This window comes from Rufibacter sp. LB8 (assembly GCF_014876185.1).
Classification (GTDB): domain Bacteria; phylum Bacteroidota; class Bacteroidia; order Cytophagales; family Hymenobacteraceae; genus Nibribacter.
The window spans coordinates 2,621,524-2,644,450 of sequence record NZ_JADALJ010000001.1 but is presented as its reverse complement, the minus strand read 5'-3'; the positions used below and the strand labels follow the sequence as shown (position 1 = coordinate 2,644,450).

The following is a 22,927-nucleotide window of genomic DNA, read 5'->3' as shown; positions in this document are numbered from 1 at the left end:
AATATTTTTCAATAAAAATACCATAAAACGCATTTTGCTTTCCAAATAGGCCTTTTACAAGGTAAATAATTAACAAGGTTTAAAAATATGGCATTAAAAATCTTACTAGTTATTAGGAAATGCCTATCTGTATTACTAAATATGCAACGTAATCGATTACGTAACTGGGGTGAATTGACGATTTGGCATTCGGTTAGGTCGTTTTTAGCAAATCCTTCACCTGCTAGTTACAGGTTAATCGGTGGTGGCACGCATTCTATCAAACACTATTCTATGAAAGGAAATCTACTTACACTCCCTATGCACCAGCCTCAGGCCGCCTCTTTGCAGATGGCGGAGCATAAAAAGTGGCTGTTTCTGCTAGTCGCCTTTTTGCTGTTTGGGGCAGTGGCGCAACCTGCATGGGCGCAAACCAGGACTGTGACCGGCACCGTGGTAGGTGCGCAAGGTGAGGCATTGCCCGGCGTGACGGTCATGGTGAAAGGCACCAGCAACGGCTCTTCTACAGATGTGAACGGCGCCTATTCCCTTGCCCTCACTCCAGCCCAGGAAACCGGTACGCTGGTCTTCTCTTATGTTGGGTACGTGTCACAGGAAGTGCCCATTGGTGCACGGTCCACCATCAACGTGACCTTGGCCACAGATGACCAGACCTTGAATGAAGTAGTGGTGATTGGGTACCAGACCGTCAGAAAGAAAGATTTAACGGGCGCGGTTTCAGTGATTAATCCCGCTGAAGCTAACAGGATAACCGCTAATTCAGTAGCTGAGTCTATTCAAGGCTTGACGCCAGGCGTAACCGTGCGGAACGGTGGCGCCCCGGGTCAGGGAGCGGTAGTTGAGATACGCGGAGCAGCCAGTTTTACAGACACCAACCCATTGTATGTCATTGACGGTATGTTGTCAGATGCCAACTCCACCATTAATACAAATGACATTGAGACCATGCAGGTCCTGAAAGATGCCTCAGCGGCGGCTATTTACGGTTCGCGCGCGGCCAATGGCGTTATCATCATCACCACCAAGCAAGGCAAAAACGGTCCAGCTAAAGTGAGTCTCTCCGCCAAATACGGCATGCAGGAGATTCCTAAGCGCTGGGACATGATGAACAGTACAGAATTTGCAGCCCTGCAACGCCAGCAATACCAAAATTCAGGGAGGCCAATCCCTGTCAGTATTTCCGAGCCGTTCAACGCTACGGTGAACACAGACTGGCAAGACGAAATGATCAGAGTAGGCAACACCCAAGACTACAACGTGACTTTGTCTGGAGGAAGTGAAAACGGTACCTACCTTTTGTCTGGAAGTTATTTCTCCAACCAAGGCGTTTTAAAAGGGCACTCGTTTGACCGCGGGAGCTTTAGGGTGAACACCCGCGGCAAGAGAGGCCGCGTGAGCTTTGGCGAGAACCTTTTGCTTACCAACACCAATACCAAGAACCCGGCTGAGGGCAACCCTTTCTATGATCTGCCGCAACTGTTACCTGTTCAACCTATCAAGGGCATTGAGTTCGTAGATCCTGTCTACAACCCAGAAGGTTGGTCTTACGGTACAGACAACGCCCGGTCTTTTGCCTGGAACTCCTTAGCCATTAATGACCTGTGGCGCCGGAGCAGTAATTTCGCCAAGCTGGTGGGCAACGGCTTTGTAGATGTGAAACTGACCGAGTGGTTGAGTTATAAGTTTGACGCCGGTTTAGAGGTGAGCTTTGACTACGTGAACACCATCACAGAAGTAGGACGGTTCCAGTACCAGAGACCAGATGTGCCCAGCAGCGTGCGGGAGAACCGCTCCCGGTTCCTGAATACCAAATTTGACCATACGCTCAATTTCAACAAAGACTTTGGTGGACACCACATTGATGGGGTAGTGGGCTACACGCAACAGTCTATTATAAGAGAAGAAACCATTGCCGGCCGTGACACGCTTTCCATCTACAACGGGCAGTATTTTACTACCATTGGGTCTGCTATAGGTACGTCCAGTACGGGCGGCGGCATTCCGGCCAACTACCGCAATATTGGCTATTTGGGCCGGTTGAACTATGTGTACAAAGATAAATACCTGTTCACCTTCACGGGTAGAGTAGACCAGGATTCCAGGTTTGGGCGGTCGTACAGAACCGGTTTCTTCCCATCTTATTCGGCGGCATGGCGCGTGAGCGAGGAAAGTTTCTTTGCCAATGACTGGGTGTCTGACCTGAAGATAAACGCCTCTTACGGTGAGTTGGGCATTGTGCCATTGGGCTCCTGGGATTATATCGGGTTCCTGAACTTAGCGCCCAGAGCTATTTTTGGATCCAGCCAAACCCCGTTTGTGGGCGGTTACCAAGCCCGACTGGTGAACCCAGATTTGCGCTGGGAAAACCGGATTGTCAAAAACATAGGGTTTGACGCCAGCTTGCTCAACAACCAAATTTCCATTGAATTCAGTGCCTACAATTCCCTTTCCAAAGATGCCCTGCTGACCAACCTGCCCTTGCCAGGGTATTTGGGCAACTTGAATGGTAACCCGCCCGTGAACGCCGGCTCAATCAGAAACACCGGTTTTGAGATTGGCGTGACCTACCGCAACAACAAGAACGCGTTGAAATGGGATATCTCGGCCAATGCCACTACCATCAAGAACAAAGTGGAAAGCGTGGGCAACCAAGGCGAAGGAAGAAACTACATCCAGACGGGCATCACGCGTACGCAAGTGGGACGCTCCCTGGGCGAATGGTTCTTGCTGAAGACCGATGGTCTGTTCCAAAGCCAGGCAGAGGTTGACACTTACAAAAACGCCGCCGGCACTATTATCCAGCCAAACGCCAAACCCGGTGATATTAGATTTATTGACGTGAACGGAGATGGTCAAATCACCGACGATGACCGTGCCTTTGTGGGTTCTCCTTGGCCCACCTTGCAGACCGGTGCCCAGTTCAACGCCGCCTACAAAGGATTTACTGTGAATGTGCAGCTAATTGGGGTGTTTGGGAACCAGGTGTTCAACGGGGTGCGCCAAGTGCTGGACAGCTACCAGAACACCAACTTCCGGAGAGACGTGAACCCGTGGCGGCCAGACAACACTAACACCACTGACCCAAGAATTGGGATTAATGAAGGAGACCCCGGGCTTACCCAGAACGCCGTTTTTGGCAGTGACAGATGGTTGTCAAGCGGGTCTTATGTACGCCTCCGGAACATTGAGTTGGGGTATGCTATTCCTACCGCGCTCACCAACCGGGTAGGGGTGCAGACGGCCAGATTGTTTGTGAGCGGGCAGAATTTGTTGACCATCACAGACTATGATGGTTTAGACCCAGACGTAGTGGGCAACGGCATACAGGAAAGAGGCTTTGACGCCGGTAACTGGCCGTCTAACCGCATCTTCTCGTTTGGCATGCAATTAGAATTTTAATGAATTCTTATTTAGAAATTAAGAATATGAAAAGAGTCTTCCTATACACATTTGCCGCAGCCACGCTTGTTTTCTCAGGCTGTGAGAATGACCTGGATATAGAGAACCCCAACTCGGCCACCATTGAGTCTTTCTGGAAAACCAGCGCCGATGCAGAGCTGGGCGTGAATGCCATTTACAGCACCTTGCACCGGGGTGGGCCCTCACGGTGGTTACCATTTTTGACCGTGATCAGGTCAGATGAGGGGTTGAGCAACAGCCCGGGTGCCGGTGGGGCTTTGGCCAACGCCATGGACAAGTTCATTCAACCAGACTACAATTTTGGTGATGTGGTGGCGGTGTGGTATGACATGTACGTTGGCATAAACCGCGCTAACCAGGTGCTGGACAACGTACCGGCCATTGCCATGAATGAGCCATTGAAGCAGCGTTTGCTGGGCGAAGCCAAGTTTATGCGCGCCTTCTATTACTACCACCTGGCCAGTCTTTGGGGCAACGTGCCCTTGATGCTGTCAACGCCTAAACCCACAGATATGCCTCCCACGTCGCCGCAGGCGGTAGTATGGGCGCAGGTAGAAAAAGACTTGTCTGAGGCCGCCGCCGCGCTGCCTGCCGTGTATCCCAATGATGCAGATCTTGGCCGCGCCACCAAAGGAGCCGCGTACGCCTTGCTGGCCAAAACTTACATGCAGCAAAAGAAATATGCCCAGGCCTTGCCGCCCTTGAAATGGCTGGTAGAAGAAGACGGCCGCAACATCTATGGCTTGATGGAGGACTATCGAGATAACTTCTTGATTAACCGCGAGAACAACAAAGAGTCAGTGTTTGAGATTCAGTTCGCTGAAAACCCCACGGAGAACCATGATGATGACACAGACCCTAGAACAGACCAACTGAACTATGGTACCTCCATTGCACAGTTCTGGGCGCCGTCGGGCATTGGTTGGTCAGATGGGGAGGCGCACCGCTGGGTAACCCGTGAGTTCCTGCAAGAGCGCACCACCATGGATACCCGTGACCCGCGCCTGGAGGCTTCGTTTATCTATGATTCCACAGATGCGAGAGGGCCGTCTTTTTCAATGGTATATGGCAGAACGTTCAGAAGCAGATTTGGCTCCAACAACAAACGGGTATGGTTCAGAAAGTTCCAGAACGACCACTGGAAAGACGTAGAGGGCTACCGTTCGCCTAACAACTGGCGCTTCATCAGGTACTCAGACGTGCTGTTGATGTACGCAGAAGCCATCAATGCTACCAGCGGCCCGGCTACCGCCTACCAGTATGTGGACCGTGTGCGCCAAAGAGCCAAGCTACAGCCGCTCTCCACGGCCATGCCAGGACTAGACCAGCTCCGGTTCCTTAACCAACTCAAGCATGAGCGCATCACGGAACTGTCTGGGGAAGGCCACCGCTGGAATGACCTGGCCCGTTGGGGCGACCTGGGGCCGTTATTGGCGCCGCGTGATCCGGGCTTCGCCAATTTTCAGGTAGGCAAGCACGAGTTTCTGCCTATTCCACAACTGGACTTGGACATCAACCAAAACCTGGATCAAAATCCAAACTGGTAATTTACCGGTGAACCTTGGGGCGCTCAAACGCTCTAAGGTTCACCCATTTTATACGTTTAATTCATTCCCACACCTAAAATCAGCTTTATGAAAAAAAAATTACCATTTCTTTTGTGTCTGGGTCTTCTGGGGTACACCAGTGCCTCGGCCCAGTCATTCACCCTTAGAAACCTCAACTCCGGTGGGGTGCAGCACGCTGACATCTCTGTGGTGGATGTGGACAGTGATGGCGACCTGGATATTTTCCTGAGCGGCGATGGCCCTCAGGTGGACGGTGTCTGGACCCGCATCAAGCAGTTGTACCTTAATAACGGCTCTGGGGTGTTTACGGCCGTAGAATCTCCCTTTATGGGTGGCGGTATGGCTACTATAGATTGGGGTGACATCAACGGTGATGGAAAACTGGACATGGTGCAGGCAGGTTTTGCGGCCAACGGTTATTCTGCACTGTACACCTCCAATGGTACCGGCACGTTCACGCCCATGACCGTTGACCCAGATTTTGCCGCCAGCGCGCCAAACGTAGGCTTCGCAGATTTGAACAATGACGGCTACCAAGACATTTACTCGTTCTCCAACGCCAACATTGGCCGAAGCGTGCTGTACATGAATGACAAACAGGGCGGTTTTACCGTGTCTGAGCAGTTTGACAACTTCGCGTTTATTGACCCGCAGGTTTCTGTGGTGGATTTTGACAATGACGGTGACCTGGACCTGTTTGTGAACGCGTATGATGAGAACAACCGCACGCGCTTCTCCAAAATGTTTGTGAACACCAACGGCACCTTTGCCGTGCGTGACTTGGGCCTGAAGCAAAAAGGTTTCGGCTCTGCCACCTGGGGTGACTATGACGGAGACGGTGACCTGGATATGTTACTGAACGGAGACGGTTACCAAGGCACCGGTGAAGACAGTGATGACGTGTACCGCCTGTACAAAAACACCAACGGCGTATTCGCAGAAGCCACTACGTTCACAAGGTTCAGACAAATCAGCGTAGGGGACGGCGGCAAATTTGCTGACTGGGACAATGACGGCGACCTGGATATTATAGTGACCGGTTGGGCCGGTGACCTAAACAGACAAGCCACCGCTATTTTCCTGAATACCAACGGCACGTTTGCACCCATGACCAACAATGACAAACTCCCGGGCGTTTCTGAGAGCTCCATTGAAGTGGCAGATATTGACGGCGACTCTGACCTTGACTTGTTGCTGACCGGTTTCTCCGGAAACAACTTTGAAGGGGCCGGTACCGCGTTCAACAGCCAGATTTCCATGATTGTGGTAAACCCTGCCACCACAGTAAACGCTGCCCCTGCTGCGCCTGCTAACCTGCGCGTGACCGCCGGCACCGGTGGGGCCATGACTTTTAGCTGGGATGCCGCGGTAGACGCCACCACGCCACAGGCAGGCTTGACCTATAACTTGTTTTTGATGAACCTGACCACCGGCAGAACGTTTTCTTATGCCATGGCAGACACCACCTCTGGCAAATTGATGCTGCAGCGCATGGGCAACGTGCAAATGAACAAGAGCTGGACCATTAATGGCTTGCCTAACGGCAGATACCGCGTAGGCGTACAGGCCGTGGATAACAGCTTTGCCGGTTCTCCTTTCATGATGAAAAGCCTCACCATCACCAACGGCGTTATCACCAGCGTGAGAGATGAGAGAGCGCCTAAGCAAATGGCAGTGTACCCTAACCCTTCAACGGGCAGAGTGGCCATCAAATTTACCAATGGCAAGAAATACCAGGTAAACGTGAGCGCCCTAGACGGCCGTCTGTTAAAGACCGTAGCCGTTGACGGTGAAGCCAACCTGAACTTAACCCCAGGTATGTACATGCTGCAGATTCGTGATACCAACGGAGCCGTGGAGACACAGCGCCTGATTGTGCAATAACTTATAAAAGGGAGGCTGCGCCACTTGGGGGCAGCCTCCCTTTCTTTTTAAAATAGACAAGGCCGTTTTCAGGCTCATTTCTGAAAATGAGGCCGAAAACGGAAACTCACACCAACGCAAACTCAGACAAAAATCACGAGGGAATAAAAATCAGCAATTGTCCACCAGAAGCACCCTTCTCAGTTTCAGCCTTATTTGGGAAAACGAGGCCGAAAACAGAACCAGTTGCTTCTGAGCCCGGCATGGCCCTGAGTAAAACCTCAATTTTTAGTCTGATATACCTTCAGTGTCTTATACGAATACAGAAACATTGCCAGGCGGAGGCCACCTGCGCAGGCCATGACCTTGATGAACCGCTACAAACTGTTACAACACCAGTTACCCCTTGCCCAATGTGCCCACCCATGAAGGCGCATATTACAGCAGCTTGTTTGTAAAAGATGCCCACACGGTGGCCTTGGTCACCACCAGGAATTTTAGTGACGGGCACAGTGAAGTGTTTGTTAAAGAAGGAAGAATACAGCGGTAGCACCTTTCGGGCGAACGCGGTGTTGGGAAGGAAATAAGAAAATCGGCTTAGAAGTTTATGATGAAGATGATGCAAAAAAAGTTTTTATACAGCCTCTTGGTGGGGGTGTTGTTTACGGTGGGCTGTTCGTCTTCAGACGAGGACGACCACACCATTTCCACGCCGCCGCCTCCGCCGCCTGTCCCCGCAGAGACCACGTTTTCTAACCCGCTCATGACCAGCGGCGCTGACCCGTGGGTGGTAAAAAGCGGCAATTTCTATTATTACACGCACACGCTGGGCAACCGGGTGGGCATTTACAAAACGCAGCACATGAGCCAGCTGTCCAAGGCGCCACTCACCACCGCCTGGCTGCCCCCGACCTCCGGGGCATACTCCAAGAACATCTGGGCACCTGAGCTGCACCAGATCAACGGGAAATGGTATGTGTACTTCGCCGCCGATGACGGGAATGACGCCAACCACCGCATGTACGTAATTGAGAATGCATCACCAGACCCAACCGCGGGTTCCTGGACGTTCAAAGGCAAAATTGCGCCTACCACAGACCGTTGGGCCATTGACGGCACCATTCTGGAGCACGGCGGGCAAATGTATTTTGTGTGGTCTGGCTGGGAAGGCACCAACAACCCGGGCGTGCAGCAAATCTACATCGCCAAGATGACCAACCCCTGGACCCTGGAGGGAGACCGCGTCATGATTTCCAGACCTACGCAGAACTGGGAGATGAACGGTCTGGTGAATGAAGGCCCGGAAGTGCTCAAAAACGCCGCCGGCAAAGTCTTTTTGATTTATTCCGCCAGCGGTTGCTGGACCGATGATTACGCCCTTGGCCGCCTGACCCTGCGTGACAACGGCAACCCCATGAACCCCGACGACTGGATTAAAGCGCCCACGCCCGTGCTCAAGACCAATGCCAACAACAACGCCTTCGGGCCGGGGCACAACGGGTTCTTCAAATCACCGGACGGCACTGAGGACTGGATTATCTACCACGCCAACTCGTTCAGCGGCGAAGGCTGTGGCGCGGCCAGAAGCCCCCGCATGCAGAAATTCACCTGGAACACAGACGGCACGCCCAACTTCGGGGAACCCGTGAAAACCAACACCAGAATTACCCGTCCTTCCGGCGAAGTGCAATAACAACTTCTCTTCCCGTTTTTGGCCTCATTTCCAGAAACGAAGCCAAAAACGGGAAAAGGGTGAAGCTATAAAGAACTGACTACAAATTGCCTCAGCTAGGTGGAGGAGGTTAGTGGTTGGCCTAACAGCTTTCTAAAAGAAGGTTTCTGTTTTCGGGCTCATTTTTAGAAATGAGCTCGAAAACAGAAACCTTAAAAAAAACAGTACACCAACCTTCTTCTATGAAAAAAAATCTACTCTACCTGCTGGCGCTGTGCTGCGGCCTGCTCACGCAAAGCTGTTTCAAAACCACCCAGGAAAAACCAGTGAAGCCCCGCGCCATCTGGTCTAAGGAACAAGCCCACGCGTGGTATGACAAACAAGGCTTCCTCATCGGGCCCAACTTTACGCCCAGCACTGCCATTAACCAACTGGAGATGTGGCAAGCCGAAACTTTTGACACCGCCACCATCTCCCGGGAGTTGGGCTGGGCGAAGTCCATTGGCATGAATACGGCTCGCGTGTACCTGCATGATTTGCTCTGGCAGCAGGATTCCGCTGGTTTCCTCCAGCGCATTGACACGTTTCTGAGCATTGCCGAGCGGCACAACATCAAACCCATGCTGGTGTTCTTTGACTCCGTCTGGGACCCGAACCCAAAAATAGGCAAGCAACGTGATCCCAAACCGCACGTGCACAACTCGGGCTGGGTGCAGAGCCCCGGCTCAGCGGGGTTGCAGGATTCTTCGCAGCACCCGCGCCTGGAGCGCTACGTGAAAGGCGTGATGCTGAAATTTGCGCAAGATGACCGCGTGCTGGCCTGGGACATTTGGAACGAACCCTACAACCAGAACCACGGCTCGGCCTACGGCAAACAGGAACTGCCCAATAAATTAGATTTGGTGCTGCCGCTGCTCAAGAAAAGCTTTGTGTGGGCGCGCGCCGTGAACCCGTCGCAACCCGTGACTTCCGCCATTTGGATGGGGAACTGGGAATCCCATGACTCGCTCACCGCCATTCAGAAAGTAATGGTAGACGAGTCTGACATCATCTCTTTCCACAACTATGACAACGGGCAGGAACTGGAAAAACGCATTAACTGGCTTAAGCGCTACGGCCGCCCCATGCTCTGCACTGAGTACATGGCCCGCCCCAACGGCAGCACCTTCCAGAGCTCGCTTCCTATTGCGCAGAAGCACAATGTGGGCATGATGAACTGGGGCTTCGTGGCTGGGAAAACCAACACCATTTACCCCTGGGACAGCTGGGACAAGCAATACACCGCTGAGCCCGAGGTCTGGTTCCATGACATCTTCCGGCAAGACGGCACGCCGTACAGCCAAGAGGAAGTAGACATGATTAAAGTGTACGCAACTTCAAATAATCCGGGTATAGTCATTGAATAAAAGCCGCCGCCGTTTCAGCAAACTAAACAGGAGTTTAGGTTTCCGTTTTCGGCTCCATTTCTGTAAACGAAGCCGAAAACGGAAGCTGGACCTTTATCTAGAAAATTCCCAAACGCTGTTTGGGATTTACCAACCAAACGCTGTTCGGGATTTACCAATCCCGAACCACTCTGTCAGGGATTTGTAATCCCCATGACAAAAGCTTTTAAAAATGGTGATTGATAAATCCCCGACAGATAGAATCTGGAATGAGAAATCCGGATTAGCGGGTAGGCCGGAAGAAATGTGGTTGGATCCACAAGTACACGTTGATTTGTCGGGGGAGAAACCAAGGAAACGGGGAGTGAATATTTTATTCGATACAGTCAGAAAAATCTTATAACTGAAATGAAAAAGAGTGCCTTAAAGGTGTTGGTTTTAGGTTTGTGCCAGGCGGTACTGTTTGGTTGTGCTCCACGCACTATACCGTCGGGTACCGTGACCACCACCAAACCAACGGCACAGGCCACGCAATTTTTCACCAATCCCATTGCAGATGGCGCAGACCCGTGGGTAATTAAGCAGGACGGTATGTACTATTCTTGCGGCGTCACCAAAGGCGGTATCTACGTGTCAAAATCACCGGTGCTGACCAAGTTTGGGGAACGAGTGCCCGTCTGGAAGGCCCCGGCCACGGGTTGGAACTCCAGCAATCTCTGGGCGCCGGAGATTCATTTTCTGCAAGGCAAATGGTATATTTATTACACGGCGGGCAGAAAGGAAGGCGGGCCGTTTCTGTACCAGCGCTCAGGCGTGTTGGAGTCTGTGTCTGATGACCCCTTTGGGCCTTACGCAGACAAAGGCATGCTGCATACCGGTGATCATCTGCAAGACACGGCTAGCATTAAATGGGCCATTGACTTGTCGCCGTTTTCTTTGAACGGACAATTGTATGCAGTATGGAGCGGGTGGGAAGAAAACGCAGCCACAGACAAAACCAAGCAACATCTATACATCGCCCGCATGCAAAACCCTTACACCATCAGTTCTACGCGCGTGAAACTATCGTCGCCGGTGGCGGACTGGGAAACGGGCGGGGAACTGGATTTGCAGGAAGGCCCCGAGATGCTCAAAAAGAAAGAGAAAGCCTTCATTATTTATTCTACGCGGGAGTCTTGGCTGAAGGAATACCGGCTGGGCTATTTATTGCTCACAGACACCTTGGCAGACCCCACCCAACCGCAGAACTGGACCAAAAGCGCCGGACCGGTTTTTCAGGGCACGGCGCAGGTGCTGGGGGCGGGGCATTGCAGTTTCACCACGTCACCGGACGGTTCTGAAGACTGGATTCTCTACCATTCCAAGAAAACCGTGAACCCCGGCTGGCAGCGCGACATCAGAATGCAGAAATTCACCTGGAGCGCCACTGGTTTGCCGGTATTTGGCGAGCCGGTGCCGGCGGGCGTGCCATTGGCGGTACCGTCGGGGCAAAAAAATCAGGAATAATCAGAACCTACGTATAAGATACATCGCTAGAACTATGAACAAAAAAACCTTACAGCAGACATTGCTGTCCCTTTCCCTGGCCAGCATGACCGTGACCGGCCTGGTGGGTTGCTCTACCAAAACGGAGACCAAGGAAACGGAAACAGCCACCACCACAGAAACCAAAAACATGGAAAACTTGAACGGCGAGCCCTTCGGGAAATTGAAAGACGGCCAGGAGATGCGCCTTTACACCCTCACCAATAAAAACAATGCCAAAGCCACCTTCACCAATTACGGCGGCCGTTTGGTAGGCCTCTGGGTACCAGACAAAAACGGCAAAATGACTGATGTAGTAGTTGGTTTGCCCAGCGCCACCGCGTTTGAGAGTTCCTCAGAACCGTATTTCGGGGCTACCATCGGCCGCTTCGGGAACCGCATTGCTAAAGGCAAGTTCACCTTGGAAGGCAAAGAATACACGCTGCCCATCAATAACGCACCCAACACATTGCATGGCGGCAAAAAAGGCTTTCAGGATGTAGTGTGGCAGGCCCAGCAGACCAGCGCCAACACCATTGTGCTCACGTACACGTCCAAAGACATGGAAGAAGGATTCCCTGGTAACCTGACCGCCAAGGTGACCTATACACTCACCGATGACAACCAACTAACCATGGACTACGAGGCTACCACTGACAAAACCACCGTGGTCAACCTCACAAACCATGCGTTCTTCAACCTCAACGGCGAGGGCAGCGGCACCATTCTCAACCACACCCTGCAAGTAAACGCTGATACCTACACACCCATTGATGCTACCTTAATCCCGACCGGGAAAATTGAGCCGGTGGCTGGCACGCCGTTTGACTTTAAGAACCCCACCGCTATTGGCGCCAGAATCAATGACAAAAACGAGCAGCTCAAGAATGGCGCGGGCTATGACCACAATTTCGTGTTGAACCAAAGCACTGATACCGGCCTGTTCAAAGCAGCCACCGCCATTGGTGACAAAAGCGGAATTGTGCTGGAAGTGCTCACGCAAGAGCCCGGTCTGCAGTTTTACAGCGGCAATTTCATGAAAAGCCAGAACACGTTCAAAGGCGGCAGCAAAGATGATTACAGAACGGCCTTCTGCCTGGAGACGCAGCATTTTCCAGATTCACCAAACCAGCCCAACTTCCCGAGCACAGTGCTGAAGCCCGGCGAAACCTACAAAACCAGCAGCAGCTACAAATTCTCTGTGCAGAAGTAAGCAAGATAATTCTCTCTTTACGCTACTTTGTCATCCTGAAAGGACCTTGTGGACAAGCTAGAAAAGCAGGTATAAAACGCTGCTGCAGTTTGCCACCAAGATCCTTGCAGGATGACAAAAACGGATGGTGTTTTATGCTTTTTAACACTCAGATCTTCTTGTCAACACATGAATATTCGTTCTATGAAAAATAAGTTCCTATCCATTTCTGCGGCGCTGTTGGGGCTGTGGGTTTCTGGTTGCAGCGTGAAGCAGCCGGCGGGTACTAACACAGAAACTAGTGCTACTTCGTCAACCCTAACGGTTACCTATACCAACCCCGTGTTGCCCGGCGATTACGCAGACCCGTCGGTGGTGCGCGTAGGGTCAGATTACTGGGCCACAGCCACGTCTTCTGAGTGGGCGCCGCTGTACCCTATTCTGCATTCCAAAAACCTGGTGGACTGGGAAACGGTGGGCCATGTGTTCCCGAAAGAGCCTCCGGCCTGGGCCGAGGCACATTTCTGGGCGCCTGAAATCTCGTATGAAAAAGGCCGCTACTACATCTATTACACCGCCAAGAAAAAAGGCGGAAACCTGTGCGTGGGCGTCGCCAGTTCTTCTAAAGCAACCGGTCCGTACACCGATCATGGTCCCTTGGTCTGTCAGGAAGTAGGTTCTATTGACGGTTTCCCCATCAGAGACGAAAAAGGCGACTTGTACTTAATCTGGAAGGAAGACGGCAACAGCAAAGGCTTGCCTACCCCGCTCTGGGGCCAGCGCATGAACGAGGAACGCACCGCCCTTACCGGTGAGAAATTTGAATTGTTCCGGAACGACAAAGGCACCTGGGAAGGCGGCTTGGTGGAAGGCTCGGCGCTGGTGAACCGCAATGGCTATTTCTATATGTTCTACGCAGGTGACGCCTGCTGCGGCCGCCAGTGTACCTACGGCGTAGGCGTGGCGCGCGCCAAAAACCTGCGCGGGCCATGGGAGAAATTTGCCGGCAACCCCATCATGAAGAAAAACGAAAGCTGGACTTGCCCCGGCCACGGCACGGTGGTGACCACAGAAGCTGGGCAAGATTATTTCCTGTACCACGCCTACAGCGCCAATATCACCGTTTACCCCGGCCGCCAAGGTTTGCTAGACGAGATTTTGTGGGGCACCGATGGCTGGCCTACCTTTAAAACCAACTCACCCATCTTGACCGCCACTGCCCCGCACAAAACCAATGCGCCAGAGAGCTTGAATATACAGGACGAATTCACCAGCACCACCTTGCACCAGGACTGGCAGTGGTTTGTGACGCAGCCGCCGTTCACCAAGGTGCAGGGCGGAAAATTGACGTTGCAGGCGGCGCCCGCCGGCATTGGCAGCGCCTTAACCCGCCGTACCGTAGGCGGAAACTACACGGCCACCACCGTGTTGTCGCCCAACCAAGTACCTTCGGGCGTATCAGCCGGATTGGCGGCGGTAGGTGATCCTAACCACGCGGTAGGCGTGTCTCTGCTCAACGGCGAAGTGGTGCTGTGGTCCACCAAAGACAATAAAACCGAGATTATTTCGCGCGCTAGCCTGCCCAGCCAGGAAAATCTGCACCTGCGCCTGACCACCACCAAAGGAGATCAACTGCAATTTGCCTACAGCGCCAATAGCTCAATTTGGACAACCCTCAACAACGGCCAAGCCGTGAGTGGCGCGTTCTTGCCGCCCTGGGACCGCGGCGTGCGCGTAGGTTTGGTGGTGAAAGGTCCGGCCACTGGTTCTGCCAGCTTTGAGTCTTTCCAGTTGGTGAACAGCCCAGAGTAGTAATCCCGTTTTCGGCCTCGTTTCTGAAAATGAGCCCGAAAACGGAAAACAGAAATCCCCGCCACAAGCAGTTTGTGGCTGGGATTTCTGGTTGGTAAGGGTTGCTGATTCAGGAGCAGTTAGTTATTTCTACTTTCCTCTTTAAGCCGGGTCACCTGATTTTTGAACATCTTAATGGTGATTTCATTGGACTCTGTCTCTTCGCCATTGACGGTAATAGACATTTTATATTGCATCTTTTCAGTACCCTTGGGTTCATTGAGGCTGTCAGCGTGCAGTTCATAAGAATGCCCATTCTTTAATGCTGAATTGAAAAGGCTATTGCCGCATTCAACACCCGTGTTGCGCTTTTTCTGTAGCTCTACCCACTTGCCATTGATTTTCAGGTAATCTTTAAAATCACGGATTGTAGCATCAGCCCTAGGAATTTGAACTACACTGTCAGAGAGGTTAAGCAGCTTTATTTTAGTGAATCTGTTTCCATTAGGCATGGCCACAAGCCAATTATCTGGAATATGTAGAGCAAGGCCATACTCCTTCGGTTTGTTACTATTTTGATCCTGTAGGCTTGATTCTATCGCATCTTGGCTTACAACCCAAAGCTCTCTGTCAACACCTAAATTTCCTGCCTCTTTCCGCTTCTTCTCATAAGCTTCCTCTGCTGTTATCTTCTGATACTTATAATGAAGTTCAGAGATTTCTTTTTCTTTCTTTTCCCATTTTTTCTGTGCCATTGCTGGCAAAGCGAGGAAGGAGGAGAAAAGGAATAAATAGAAGAGCTTTCCCATGTTGGTGAATCATTTATTTGGCCAGCGTTTTTGGGTTTTCTTTTAACTTATTTCCCGTTTTTGCCCTCATTTCCCAAAATGAGCCCCAAAACGGAAATTTACGCCTCTACGCCGGCGGTCAAATGGTGGAAGTCTTTGATAACAGTCTTCAGGAAATCACGGTGGGTGGTGGTGGGAGTGACGCCCATGACTTCCTGCACGCGTTCTGAGATGCGGGTCAGCAAAGTTTCGTTTTTGTGGGTGACGGCTTTGAACAACAGTTTTCTGATGAGGGCCATGTCGCGGTCAGTGAGGGCGGCTACCTCTGGGTAAACCAATTGGTATTCGTCTTCGTGCTTTACCTTGAACGGGTCCTGGCGGCGGAGGGGCTGGGTTTTGATCACGCTGGTGGCGGCGGCCAGATCGCCTACGCGCTGGCCTTTGCCGTTGATGGAGATGGTGACAATGGCCACAATGCCATAAAAGGTGATGTCAAGCAACCGGAACATCCAGCGCAACAGGTAGTCGCCCAGGCTGGGGGACTGGCCGTTGAGTTTGATCACTTTGAGGTCTTTGGCCCTTTTGCCCAGGCTTTGGCCGTTTAAAAACACTTCACAGAGCAGGTCATAGAAGAAGTACGGCAGCAGAAAAAGCACCACCAGTACTATGTAAGAGTTTTCACTGGGTTTAGCCGCGGCCACGCCCACAAAGATGATCATGCAGACAAAAAACCAACCTATAGAGATGGCCAAATCAATCAGATAGGCAATTATGCGGTCGCCCACGCTGGCGATGGCGTACTCCACCTCTACATTCTGGGTGGTTTTAACCTTAATGGTGTTCATTTATTGAGAGAGAGGCTTTAATATTTGCCTAAGTTAAATATATTTGAGTTAAACAAAAAGACGGGAATGCGCGAGGCCGCTTTTATCAAACAGAATTCAGCTAAATGGAAGCAGTACGCCACCCAGGCCACGCGTAACCCAGACCAGCTCGCAGATCAGTTCATTGAACTCACTGATGACCTGGCCTACGCCCGCACCTTCTACCCAGACTCAGACAACACGGCCTACCTCAACAACCTCACGGGCAAGATTCACCAGACCATTTACAAGAACAAGAAAGAGAAGAAGAACCGTTTTGTGTTGTTCTGGAAGCAGGAGCTGCCTTTGCTGTTCTACCAGCACCACCGCCAGCTGTTCTATGCGTTTCTGGTCTTCGCCGGAGCCTGTTTCATTGGGGCCTTGTCGGCGGCGTATGATGATTCGTTTGTGCGCCTGATTCTGGGTGACAACTACGTGAACCAAACGCTGGAGAACATCAGAAACGGGGACCCTATGGCCGTGTACAAAAAGATGGACGAGGCCCCCATGTTTTTCTACATCACCATCAATAACATACGGGTGTCGTTCATAGCCTTTATCATGGGCGTGTTGCTGAGTGTGGGCACATTTGCGGCCCTGTTGCAGAACGGCATTATGGTGGGCGCGTTCCAATATTTCTTCTACAAACAGGGCGTGCTCCTGACCTCGGTGCTGACTATCTGGATCCATGGCACGCTGGAAATCTCAGCCATTGTGATTGCGGGTTGCGCCGGTTTTGTGATGGGCAACAGCATTCTCTTCCCGAAGACCTTTTCCCGCATGGAGTCTTTCAAGCGGGGCGCCAAGCAGGGCATTAAGATTGTGATTGGCCTGGTGCCTATTTTCATTACCGCCGGTTTCTTAGAGAGCTTTGTGACGCGGCATAACACCATGCCTATGGCGGCCAGCCTGAGTATTATTTTGACATCGGCGGCCTTTATTGGCTTTTACTTTATCTATTACCCCATGTACCTGCACCGCCAGGCCCGTGCCCTATGATGACACATAGACCCATTGAATTTAGAGAAGAGCGTGATCTGGGGCAGAAACTGAACGTCACCTTCGCGTTTATCAAGCAGAATTACAAAGTGCTGCTCACCAGTTTGCTGTACCTGGTAGTGCCGTTCGCGCTGCTGGCCGGTATCTTTTCTGGCATTTACCAAAGCACGCAACTGGCTCAGGCCGCCGGCGAAGTGGAGTATGAATCTATGGGCGCGTATTCCTTCGCCAGTTCCATCTTGTCTGTGCATTACTGGCTGCAGATTTTCTTTACCATAGTGGCCTATGTCATGCTCAGCCTCACGGTGTATTCCTTCATGGTGTTGTACCAGGACTATGACGGCCCCATTGAAGTGCGTGATGTGTGGGCGCTGGCCAAAGGCCATATCATTCCAGTGTTGTACTCCACCATTGGCGTTTTCATTATCTGTGTGCTGGGCACGCTTTTGCTGGTGGTGCCGGGGGTATACCTGTACGTGGCGTTTTCCATCTTTATCGTGGTCATGCTGCGCGAAGACGTGGGTTTTGTGGAGGCCATGGAGCGCTGCCTGTACCTGGTGAAAGGCAATTGGTGGTCCTCGTTTGGGTTTTTTCTGGTGTTAATCATTATTCAGGGTGTGTTCGGTTTTGTGGCCTCGGCGCCAGCCATTGTCACCTACATCCTGCGTATTCTGCACCTGCCGGGCGGCGAAAATGATTTGCTTTTGGTGGCGGCCGGCACGGTGTCTACCGTTGTGAACCTGCTGCTCTACATTATCTGGGTGACAGGCCTGGGGTTCCAGTATTACCATTTGGTGGAAGTCAAAGACGGCATTGGGCTCCTGGAGCAGGTAGAAAACATTGGCAAGCCAGAACCCGCACTGGCCACCATTTCAGAACAGGAGGAAGCTTAACGTTTTGAGACCACTTTTCCTCTTTCTTTTCCTGTTGTTAGGCACGTGCCGGTTGGCCTGGGCTGCGCCCGAAATTCAGACTTCCCCAGTGCCGGTGACCCAGCAGAAACTGGAACTGCGCCAGCCCAACCCCCAAACTTTACAATCTTTACAGGAAGACCGCGCCTTCCAATATGAAGTGGACGTTCGCCCAGATATGTCAGCGTGGGAGCGTTTCTGGCGACGCGTGGGCCAGTTTTTCTCAGAAATGTGGGGAAACAAAAACGCCTCGCCTTTCTGGAAGTTTCTGATGTACGCCGTAGCGGTGGGTACTACTTTGTTTGTGATTCTAAAATTGCTGCAGGTAGATTTTGTGGGCTTGTTCAGCCGTAAGGCTTCTGGCCTGGCCCTGCACTATGAAACCTACCGCGAGAACATCCATGAAATTGACTTTGTTGCGCTGATCTCAGAAGCAGAAACCCAGGGCGATTACCGAAGGGCCATCAGGCTGTACTACCTCAAAACGCTCAAGCAACTCACAGACCAGGCTCACATAGACTGGAAACCCGGCAAAACCAACCGCATGTACGTCTATGAAATCAAGGAAAACGGCCTGCGCCGGTCTTTTGAGCAGATAACGTGGTTGTTTGAGGTGGCGTGGTACGGCGGTTCTGCGGTAGACGCCCAGCGGTTTGAAGCCGCCAAGCAGCGGTTTCTGGCCTTTGATCAATCTTTACTGGCGCGTGCATGAAACAGTATAAAACGTATGCGCTGGTGCTGGGTCTGTTGTTCACGGTGTTGGTAGTGGTGGAGTATTATCGGCCCAAGCCCATTGACTGGAACGTCACGTTCATCAACAAAGACAAAATCCCGTACGGCACCAATGTGCTCTACCAGCTGCTGCCAGAGCTATTCAAGAGGGAAGCAGTTTCTACGGTGCGGCAGCCTATCCTAAACCAGGTGGAGACTTCGCTGGAAGACAGTGCGGCTCAACCCGTGAACTATGTGTTCGTGAACGCTTCTTTTGCTGCAGATTCCTTGGACGTAGACGCGCTGCTGGACTTTGTGGCCCAAGGAAACCAGGCGTTCATTAGTGCCTATGTGTTTGAGAAAGCCCTCCGCGATACCCTGCATTTTAGTGTGGCCTCTACTACAAGTATAGAACAAGATTCTATTGGCCTGGTGTTCACGCACCCGCAATTGAAAAACCTGAAGCCTGCGCGGTATGCCTGGGCCCGGGGCAATGTTGAGCTGGTGCCAGACGCGGCTGCCAAGGCCACCGTGCTGGGCAAGAACACGGTGGGCGGCGTGAATTTTGTGCAGGTACCGTTTGGCAAGGGGAGTTTCTTTTTGAGTTCGGTGCCGTTTGCGTTCAGTAACTATTACGTGATCAAAACGCCGCAGAGCAAATACGCCGCCGCCGCGCTGTCGCATTTGCCGGTACAGCCCGTTTGGTGGGACGAATACCAGAAACAGGGCTCGCAGGAAAACGAGTCTAAATTCAGGGTGCTGCTGAGTTATGACGCGCTCACCTGGGCATATTACATCACCTTGGGCGGACTTTTTCTCTTTGTGCTGTTCCAGAGCAAGCGCACGCAGCGCATCATTCCGGTGGTAGAAAAACCCCGCAACACCACCCTGGAATTTGTGCAGGTGGTAGGTGATCTGTATTACAACTACCGCGACCACAAAGCCATTGCCGAGAAAAAGGTGAACTACTTTCTGGAGTACCTGCGCCTGCATTTCCATGAACACACCACTGACCTGGACCAGGAACTGCAGGAACGCGTGGCCGCGAAATCTGGCATAGACCTCCAGGAAATCACCAAGCTGTTCAACATCATCCAAGACGTGCGCCGCTATGAAACCGTGGAGGAAATCACGCTCTGGAACCTCAACAAAAAACTGGAAAACTTCTACCGCAACGCCGGTAGATAAGACAAGAATTATATGGAAAATCAGATAGAAGAAACCGCCCTGCCCCATGAACCCCAACCCGACTTTTCTGAACTGCAGGACGCCGTGCAGCAAATAAAAGAGCAGCTGCGCAAGAGAATCATTGGGCAGGAAGCCTTCGTGGATTTGCTGTTGGTGGCCGTTCTGGCCGATGGGCACGTGCTGATTGAAGGCGTGCCAGGCATCGCCAAAACACTCACCGCCAAACTATTGGCGCGCACGATTGATGTGGGCTTCAACCGCATTCAGTTCACGCCAGACTTAATGCCTTCAGATGTGTTGGGAACCAGCGTGTTCCACCCGGGCAGCGCCACGTTCCAGTTCAAGGAAGGCCCCATTTTCTCTAACATCATCTTGATTGACGAGATCAACCGCGCCCCCGCCAAAACGCAGGCCTCTCTGTTTGAGGTGATGGAGGAAAAGCACATCACCCATGACAGCGTGCAGTATGACATGGCCGACCCATTTGTGGTGCTGGCCACGCAGAATCCCATTGAGCAGGAGGGAACCTACCGCCTGCCAGAGGCGCAGCTGGACCGTTTCATGTTCAAGATTCTGGTGCAGTACCCTACTCTGGAAGAGGAGATTTCAATTCTGGGCGTTCACCACCAGCGGCCTGCATTGCAGCAAGGCGTACAAGACATTCAACCCGTGCTGTCTGCCGAAAAAGTAGCCCGTCTGCGCAAGCAAGTGCAAGCCATTCATGTTGATGACAATGTGCTGGCCTACATCGCGAATGTGGTGGTGCAGACCCGTTCGCATAAGTCACTGTATTTGGGTGCTTCGCCGCGTGCCTCCTTGGCCTTGCTTAACAGCGCCAAAGCCCTGGCCGCCATTAGAAACCGTGGTTTTGTGACCCCCGAGGATGTGCAGGAACTGGCCCCCGCCGTATTGCGCCACCGCGTGCTGCTCACCCCAGAACGCGAAATGGAAGGCGGCACGCCAGATGACGTGATCAAACAAATCATCCAGAAAGTAGAAGTGCCGAGGTAGTGTCTGGTTTACGTTTTCGGGCTCATTTCTGAAAATGAAGCCAAAAACGGAAAAGATGAAAAGTCCACCCTCCCTCTAGGAGAGGGTTAGGGATTAATCATTTTATTGCCACGTGAATTAGTGATCAATGGATAATTCTCCCTCATCCTAGCCTTCTCCCAGAGGGAGAAGGGACTGGGCCTTTGGTTGATGGATGGTTTCTGTTTTAAGGCTCATTTTCAGAAATGAAGCTCAAAACAGAAACTTTGGGAATACTTAACTTGAATGAAAAGTACGCATTTCGTCCCCCTTTGAAGGGGGTAGGGGGATGACAAAGCCGGCTGAAGAACCGAAAGCAGAAACTACCCCACTGCCGCAAGTTACGCTAGCGCTAAACTTGCGGTAGAAGTATTTTAAATGAAAAATCTAGGTATGCAAATCATCCCGGGCCTTCAAAGGGGGACGAAATGCGTCATAAAAGAATAATTAATTAATAGTACAACTCATTCATCCGTGAACATCTTCCGCAGTCTATATTTCACCCGTACGTTTTACTATGGCCTGGCCGCGGCGGTGGCGTTGTTTGTGGTGGCGTTCTTTTTGCCGGCTATTCTGTTGGTAATGAAGGTGGCGTTTGGCGTGTTTGTGCTGTGCGCGGTGGTAGATGCGCTGGTGCTGTTCAAAACCAAACAAGGCATTCACGCCAGCCGCAGCATGCAGGAAAAGCTTTCCAACGGCAGCGAGAATCCAGTGTTTCTGTACGTGGAGAACCGCTACAGCTTTGGCCTGGACATGGAAGTGATAGAAGAATTGCCGTTCCAGTTCCAGAAGCGCGACGCGGTGTTTCAGGTGCAGGCCAAGCTCGGCGAGACGCAGGTAGTGGAATACATGCTCCGGCCGGTGCAGCGCGGCGTGTACCATTTCGGTGCGATCAATGTGTTGGTGAACGGGCCTTTGAAACTGGCGCGGCGGCGATATAAATTTAGGCAGGGGCAGACAGTGCCGGTGTACCCCTCGTTTATTCAGATGCGGCAGTATGAGCTGTTGGCGGCCAGTCAGAACCTGAGCGCCATGGGCATCAAGAAAGTGCGGCAGGTAGGCCACAGCGCCGAGTTTGAGCAGATCAGGCCTTACGTGGCCGGCGATGACCAACGCAGCATCAACTGGAAAGCCACCGCCCGAAGATCTGAGCTCATGGTCAACCATTTCCAGGATGAAAAATCGCAACAGGTCTTTTGCTTGATTGACAAAGGCCGTGTGATGGAAATGCCGTTTGCCGAACTGAGTTTGCTGGACTACGCCATCAATGCGGCGCTGGTGCTGTCAAACGTGGCCCTTCGCAAAGACGACAAAGCAGGCATCATCACCTTCTCCAACCAGATTGGGTCCATGTTGCCCGCCGAGCGAAGAACCACGCAGCTGCAGAAGATTCTGGAACTGCTCTACAACCAGAAAACGAAGTTCCAGGAATCTGACTTCGAGCGGCTGTACGTGACGGTTAGGTCCAAAATCAAGCAACGCAGCCTGCTCTTGCTCTTCACCAACTTTGAAACCCTCAACGGGGCCAAGCGCCAGCTGCCCTACCTGCGCAAACTCGCCAAACACCACTTATTGCTGGTGGTTTTCTTTGAGAACACCGAAACCAAGCACCTGCTAGACAAGCCCGCCGACAACCTGGAGGAAATCTACCTCAAAACCATCGCGGAGAAGTTCGCCTATGAAAAGCGGCAGATTGTGAAGGAATTCAGCCTGCATGGCATCCATTCCATCTTAACGCCCCCAGACAAACTCACCGTCAACGCTATTAACAAGTACCTGGAGTTCAAGTCAAGAGGGTTGATTTAAAACGACGAAAAACAACCAGATTATGTAGGGACAGGACTCGACCTGTCCGCACGCATTCCTGATAACTACGCATTCCTTTTTAATCGCATTCCTGGGGCTGTTTACTGCATAGAGCACCAGCTGAGATGGCTATCGTTCAGGACAGGTCCCGACCTGTCCGTACATTTATCTGCTGTTTTGAAGGGAGCAGTGCGAGGATATTTAGACAAGTCCTGTT

General features: G+C 51.9%; 16 protein-coding genes. 14 read left to right on the top strand and 2 right to left on the bottom strand.

The features are described 5' to 3' along the window. The first annotated feature begins 273 nt into the window (after positions 1-273). From IMY23_RS11110 to IMY23_RS11075, 8 genes are all read left to right on the top strand, one after another. Entirely contained in the window at positions 274-3,399 is a 3,126-nt protein-coding gene (locus tag IMY23_RS11110) for a TonB-dependent receptor (RefSeq protein WP_225986485.1), read from the top strand. A gap of 26 nt (positions 3,400-3,425) precedes the next feature. Continuing rightward, positions 3,426-4,967, top strand: a complete 1,542-nt coding sequence (locus IMY23_RS11105; protein WP_192822146.1) for a RagB/SusD family nutrient uptake outer membrane protein — start codon at positions 3,426-3,428, stop codon at positions 4,965-4,967. 87 nt (positions 4,968-5,054) lie between these two features. Then, positions 5,055-6,872: a T9SS type A sorting domain-containing protein gene (locus IMY23_RS11100; RefSeq protein ID WP_192822145.1), complete on the top strand. Its 1,818-nt coding sequence runs from the start codon at positions 5,055-5,057 to the stop codon at positions 6,870-6,872. 595 nt (positions 6,873-7,467) lie between these two features. Further along, the gene (locus IMY23_RS11095) at positions 7,468-8,544 is read left to right on the top strand and encodes a family 43 glycosylhydrolase (RefSeq protein ID WP_225986484.1); all 1,077 of its coding nucleotides are present in this window, start codon (positions 7,468-7,470) and stop codon (positions 8,542-8,544) included. A 221-nt stretch (positions 8,545-8,765) separates the two neighbouring features. Next, positions 8,766-9,929, top strand: coding sequence for a cellulase family glycosylhydrolase (locus IMY23_RS11090; RefSeq protein ID WP_192822144.1), 1,164 nt, complete (start codon positions 8,766-8,768; stop codon positions 9,927-9,929). Between the two features lie 387 nt (positions 9,930-10,316). After that, positions 10,317-11,414: a family 43 glycosylhydrolase gene (locus IMY23_RS11085; RefSeq protein WP_192822143.1), complete on the top strand. Its 1,098-nt coding sequence runs from the start codon at positions 10,317-10,319 to the stop codon at positions 11,412-11,414. Between the two features lie 34 nt (positions 11,415-11,448). Next, the gene (locus IMY23_RS11080) at positions 11,449-12,645 is read left to right on the top strand and encodes an aldose epimerase family protein (RefSeq protein WP_225986483.1); all 1,197 of its coding nucleotides are present in this window, start codon (positions 11,449-11,451) and stop codon (positions 12,643-12,645) included. Positions 12,646-12,828: 183 nt separating this feature from the next. Further along, a complete protein-coding gene (locus IMY23_RS11075) occupies positions 12,829-14,436 on the top strand; it encodes a family 43 glycosylhydrolase (RefSeq protein ID WP_192822142.1) in 1,608 nt (535 codons plus the stop codon). Between the two features lie 119 nt (positions 14,437-14,555). On the opposite strand, the gene IMY23_RS11070 is transcribed toward IMY23_RS11075, so the two are convergent. Then, positions 14,556-15,224 carry a hypothetical protein gene (locus IMY23_RS11070; protein ID WP_192822141.1) on the bottom strand — a complete coding sequence of 223 codons (669 nt, stop codon included), beginning with the start codon at positions 15,222-15,224 and terminating at the stop codon, positions 14,556-14,558. Positions 15,225-15,322: 98 nt separating this feature from the next. Further along, positions 15,323-16,048 (bottom strand): RDD family protein, encoded by a 726-nt coding sequence (locus IMY23_RS11065; RefSeq protein ID WP_192822140.1) that lies wholly within the window; start codon positions 16,046-16,048, stop codon positions 15,323-15,325. A gap of 66 nt (positions 16,049-16,114) precedes the next feature. Here IMY23_RS11065 and IMY23_RS11060 point away from each other — a divergent pair, with 66 nt between their 5' ends. The 6 genes from IMY23_RS11060 to IMY23_RS11035 all read left to right on the top strand — a co-directional run bounded on the left by IMY23_RS11060 (position 16,115) and on the right by IMY23_RS11035 (position 22,710). Beyond that, complete coding sequence (locus tag IMY23_RS11060) at positions 16,115-17,065, top strand: stage II sporulation protein M (RefSeq protein WP_192822139.1); 951 nt, start codon at positions 16,115-16,117, stop codon at positions 17,063-17,065. Next, positions 17,062-17,958 carry a hypothetical protein gene (locus IMY23_RS11055; protein WP_192822138.1) on the top strand — a complete coding sequence of 299 codons (897 nt, stop codon included), beginning with the start codon at positions 17,062-17,064 and terminating at the stop codon, positions 17,956-17,958. The genes IMY23_RS11060 and IMY23_RS11055 overlap by 4 nt, the downstream gene beginning before the upstream one ends. A 4-nt stretch (positions 17,959-17,962) precedes the next feature. Further along, entirely contained in the window at positions 17,963-18,688 is a 726-nt protein-coding gene (locus IMY23_RS11050) for a DUF4129 domain-containing protein (protein WP_192822137.1), read from the top strand. After that, positions 18,685-19,875, top strand: a complete 1,191-nt coding sequence (locus IMY23_RS11045) for a DUF4350 domain-containing protein (RefSeq protein WP_192822136.1) — start codon at positions 18,685-18,687, stop codon at positions 19,873-19,875. The genes IMY23_RS11050 and IMY23_RS11045 overlap by 4 nt, the downstream gene beginning before the upstream one ends. A gap of 12 nt (positions 19,876-19,887) precedes the next feature. Continuing rightward, positions 19,888-20,886 (top strand): MoxR family ATPase, encoded by a 999-nt coding sequence (locus IMY23_RS11040; RefSeq protein WP_192822135.1) that lies wholly within the window; start codon positions 19,888-19,890, stop codon positions 20,884-20,886. A gap of 492 nt (positions 20,887-21,378) precedes the next feature. After that, positions 21,379-22,710: a DUF58 domain-containing protein gene (locus IMY23_RS11035; protein ID WP_370589844.1), complete on the top strand. Its 1,332-nt coding sequence runs from the start codon at positions 21,379-21,381 to the stop codon at positions 22,708-22,710. Positions 22,711-22,927 lie beyond the last annotated feature (217 nt).

What these genes read in the sequence shown, in the direction of transcription:
- IMY23_RS11040 (WP_192822135.1), top strand. Translation starts at nt 19,888, where the DNA reads ATGGAAAATCAGATAGAAGAAACCGCCCTGCCCCATGAACCCCAACCC.
- IMY23_RS11085 (WP_192822143.1), top strand. Translation starts at nt 10,317, where the DNA reads ATGAAAAAGAGTGCCTTAAAGGTGTTGGTTTTAGGTTTGTGCCAGGCG.
- IMY23_RS11090 (WP_192822144.1), top strand. Translation starts at nt 8,766, where the DNA reads ATGAAAAAAAATCTACTCTACCTGCTGGCGCTGTGCTGCGGCCTGCTC.
- IMY23_RS11105 (WP_192822146.1), top strand. Translation starts at nt 3,426, where the DNA reads ATGAAAAGAGTCTTCCTATACACATTTGCCGCAGCCACGCTTGTTTTC.
- IMY23_RS11065 (WP_192822140.1), bottom strand. Translation starts at nt 16,048, where the DNA reads ATGAACACCATTAAGGTTAAAACCACCCAGAATGTAGAGGTGGAGTAC.
- IMY23_RS11070 (WP_192822141.1), bottom strand. Translation starts at nt 15,224, where the DNA reads ATGGGAAAGCTCTTCTATTTATTCCTTTTCTCCTCCTTCCTCGCTTTG.
- IMY23_RS11055 (WP_192822138.1), top strand. Translation starts at nt 17,062, where the DNA reads ATGATGACACATAGACCCATTGAATTTAGAGAAGAGCGTGATCTGGGG.
- IMY23_RS11045 (WP_192822136.1), top strand. Translation starts at nt 18,685, where the DNA reads ATGAAACAGTATAAAACGTATGCGCTGGTGCTGGGTCTGTTGTTCACG.
- IMY23_RS11100 (WP_192822145.1), top strand. Translation starts at nt 5,055, where the DNA reads ATGAAAAAAAAATTACCATTTCTTTTGTGTCTGGGTCTTCTGGGGTAC.
- IMY23_RS11060 (WP_192822139.1), top strand. Translation starts at nt 16,115, where the DNA reads ATGCGCGAGGCCGCTTTTATCAAACAGAATTCAGCTAAATGGAAGCAG.
- IMY23_RS11095 (WP_225986484.1), top strand. Translation starts at nt 7,468, where the DNA reads ATGATGCAAAAAAAGTTTTTATACAGCCTCTTGGTGGGGGTGTTGTTT.
- IMY23_RS11075 (WP_192822142.1), top strand. Translation starts at nt 12,829, where the DNA reads ATGAAAAATAAGTTCCTATCCATTTCTGCGGCGCTGTTGGGGCTGTGG.
- IMY23_RS11110 (WP_225986485.1), top strand. Translation starts at nt 274, where the DNA reads ATGAAAGGAAATCTACTTACACTCCCTATGCACCAGCCTCAGGCCGCC.
- IMY23_RS11080 (WP_225986483.1), top strand. Translation starts at nt 11,449, where the DNA reads ATGAACAAAAAAACCTTACAGCAGACATTGCTGTCCCTTTCCCTGGCC.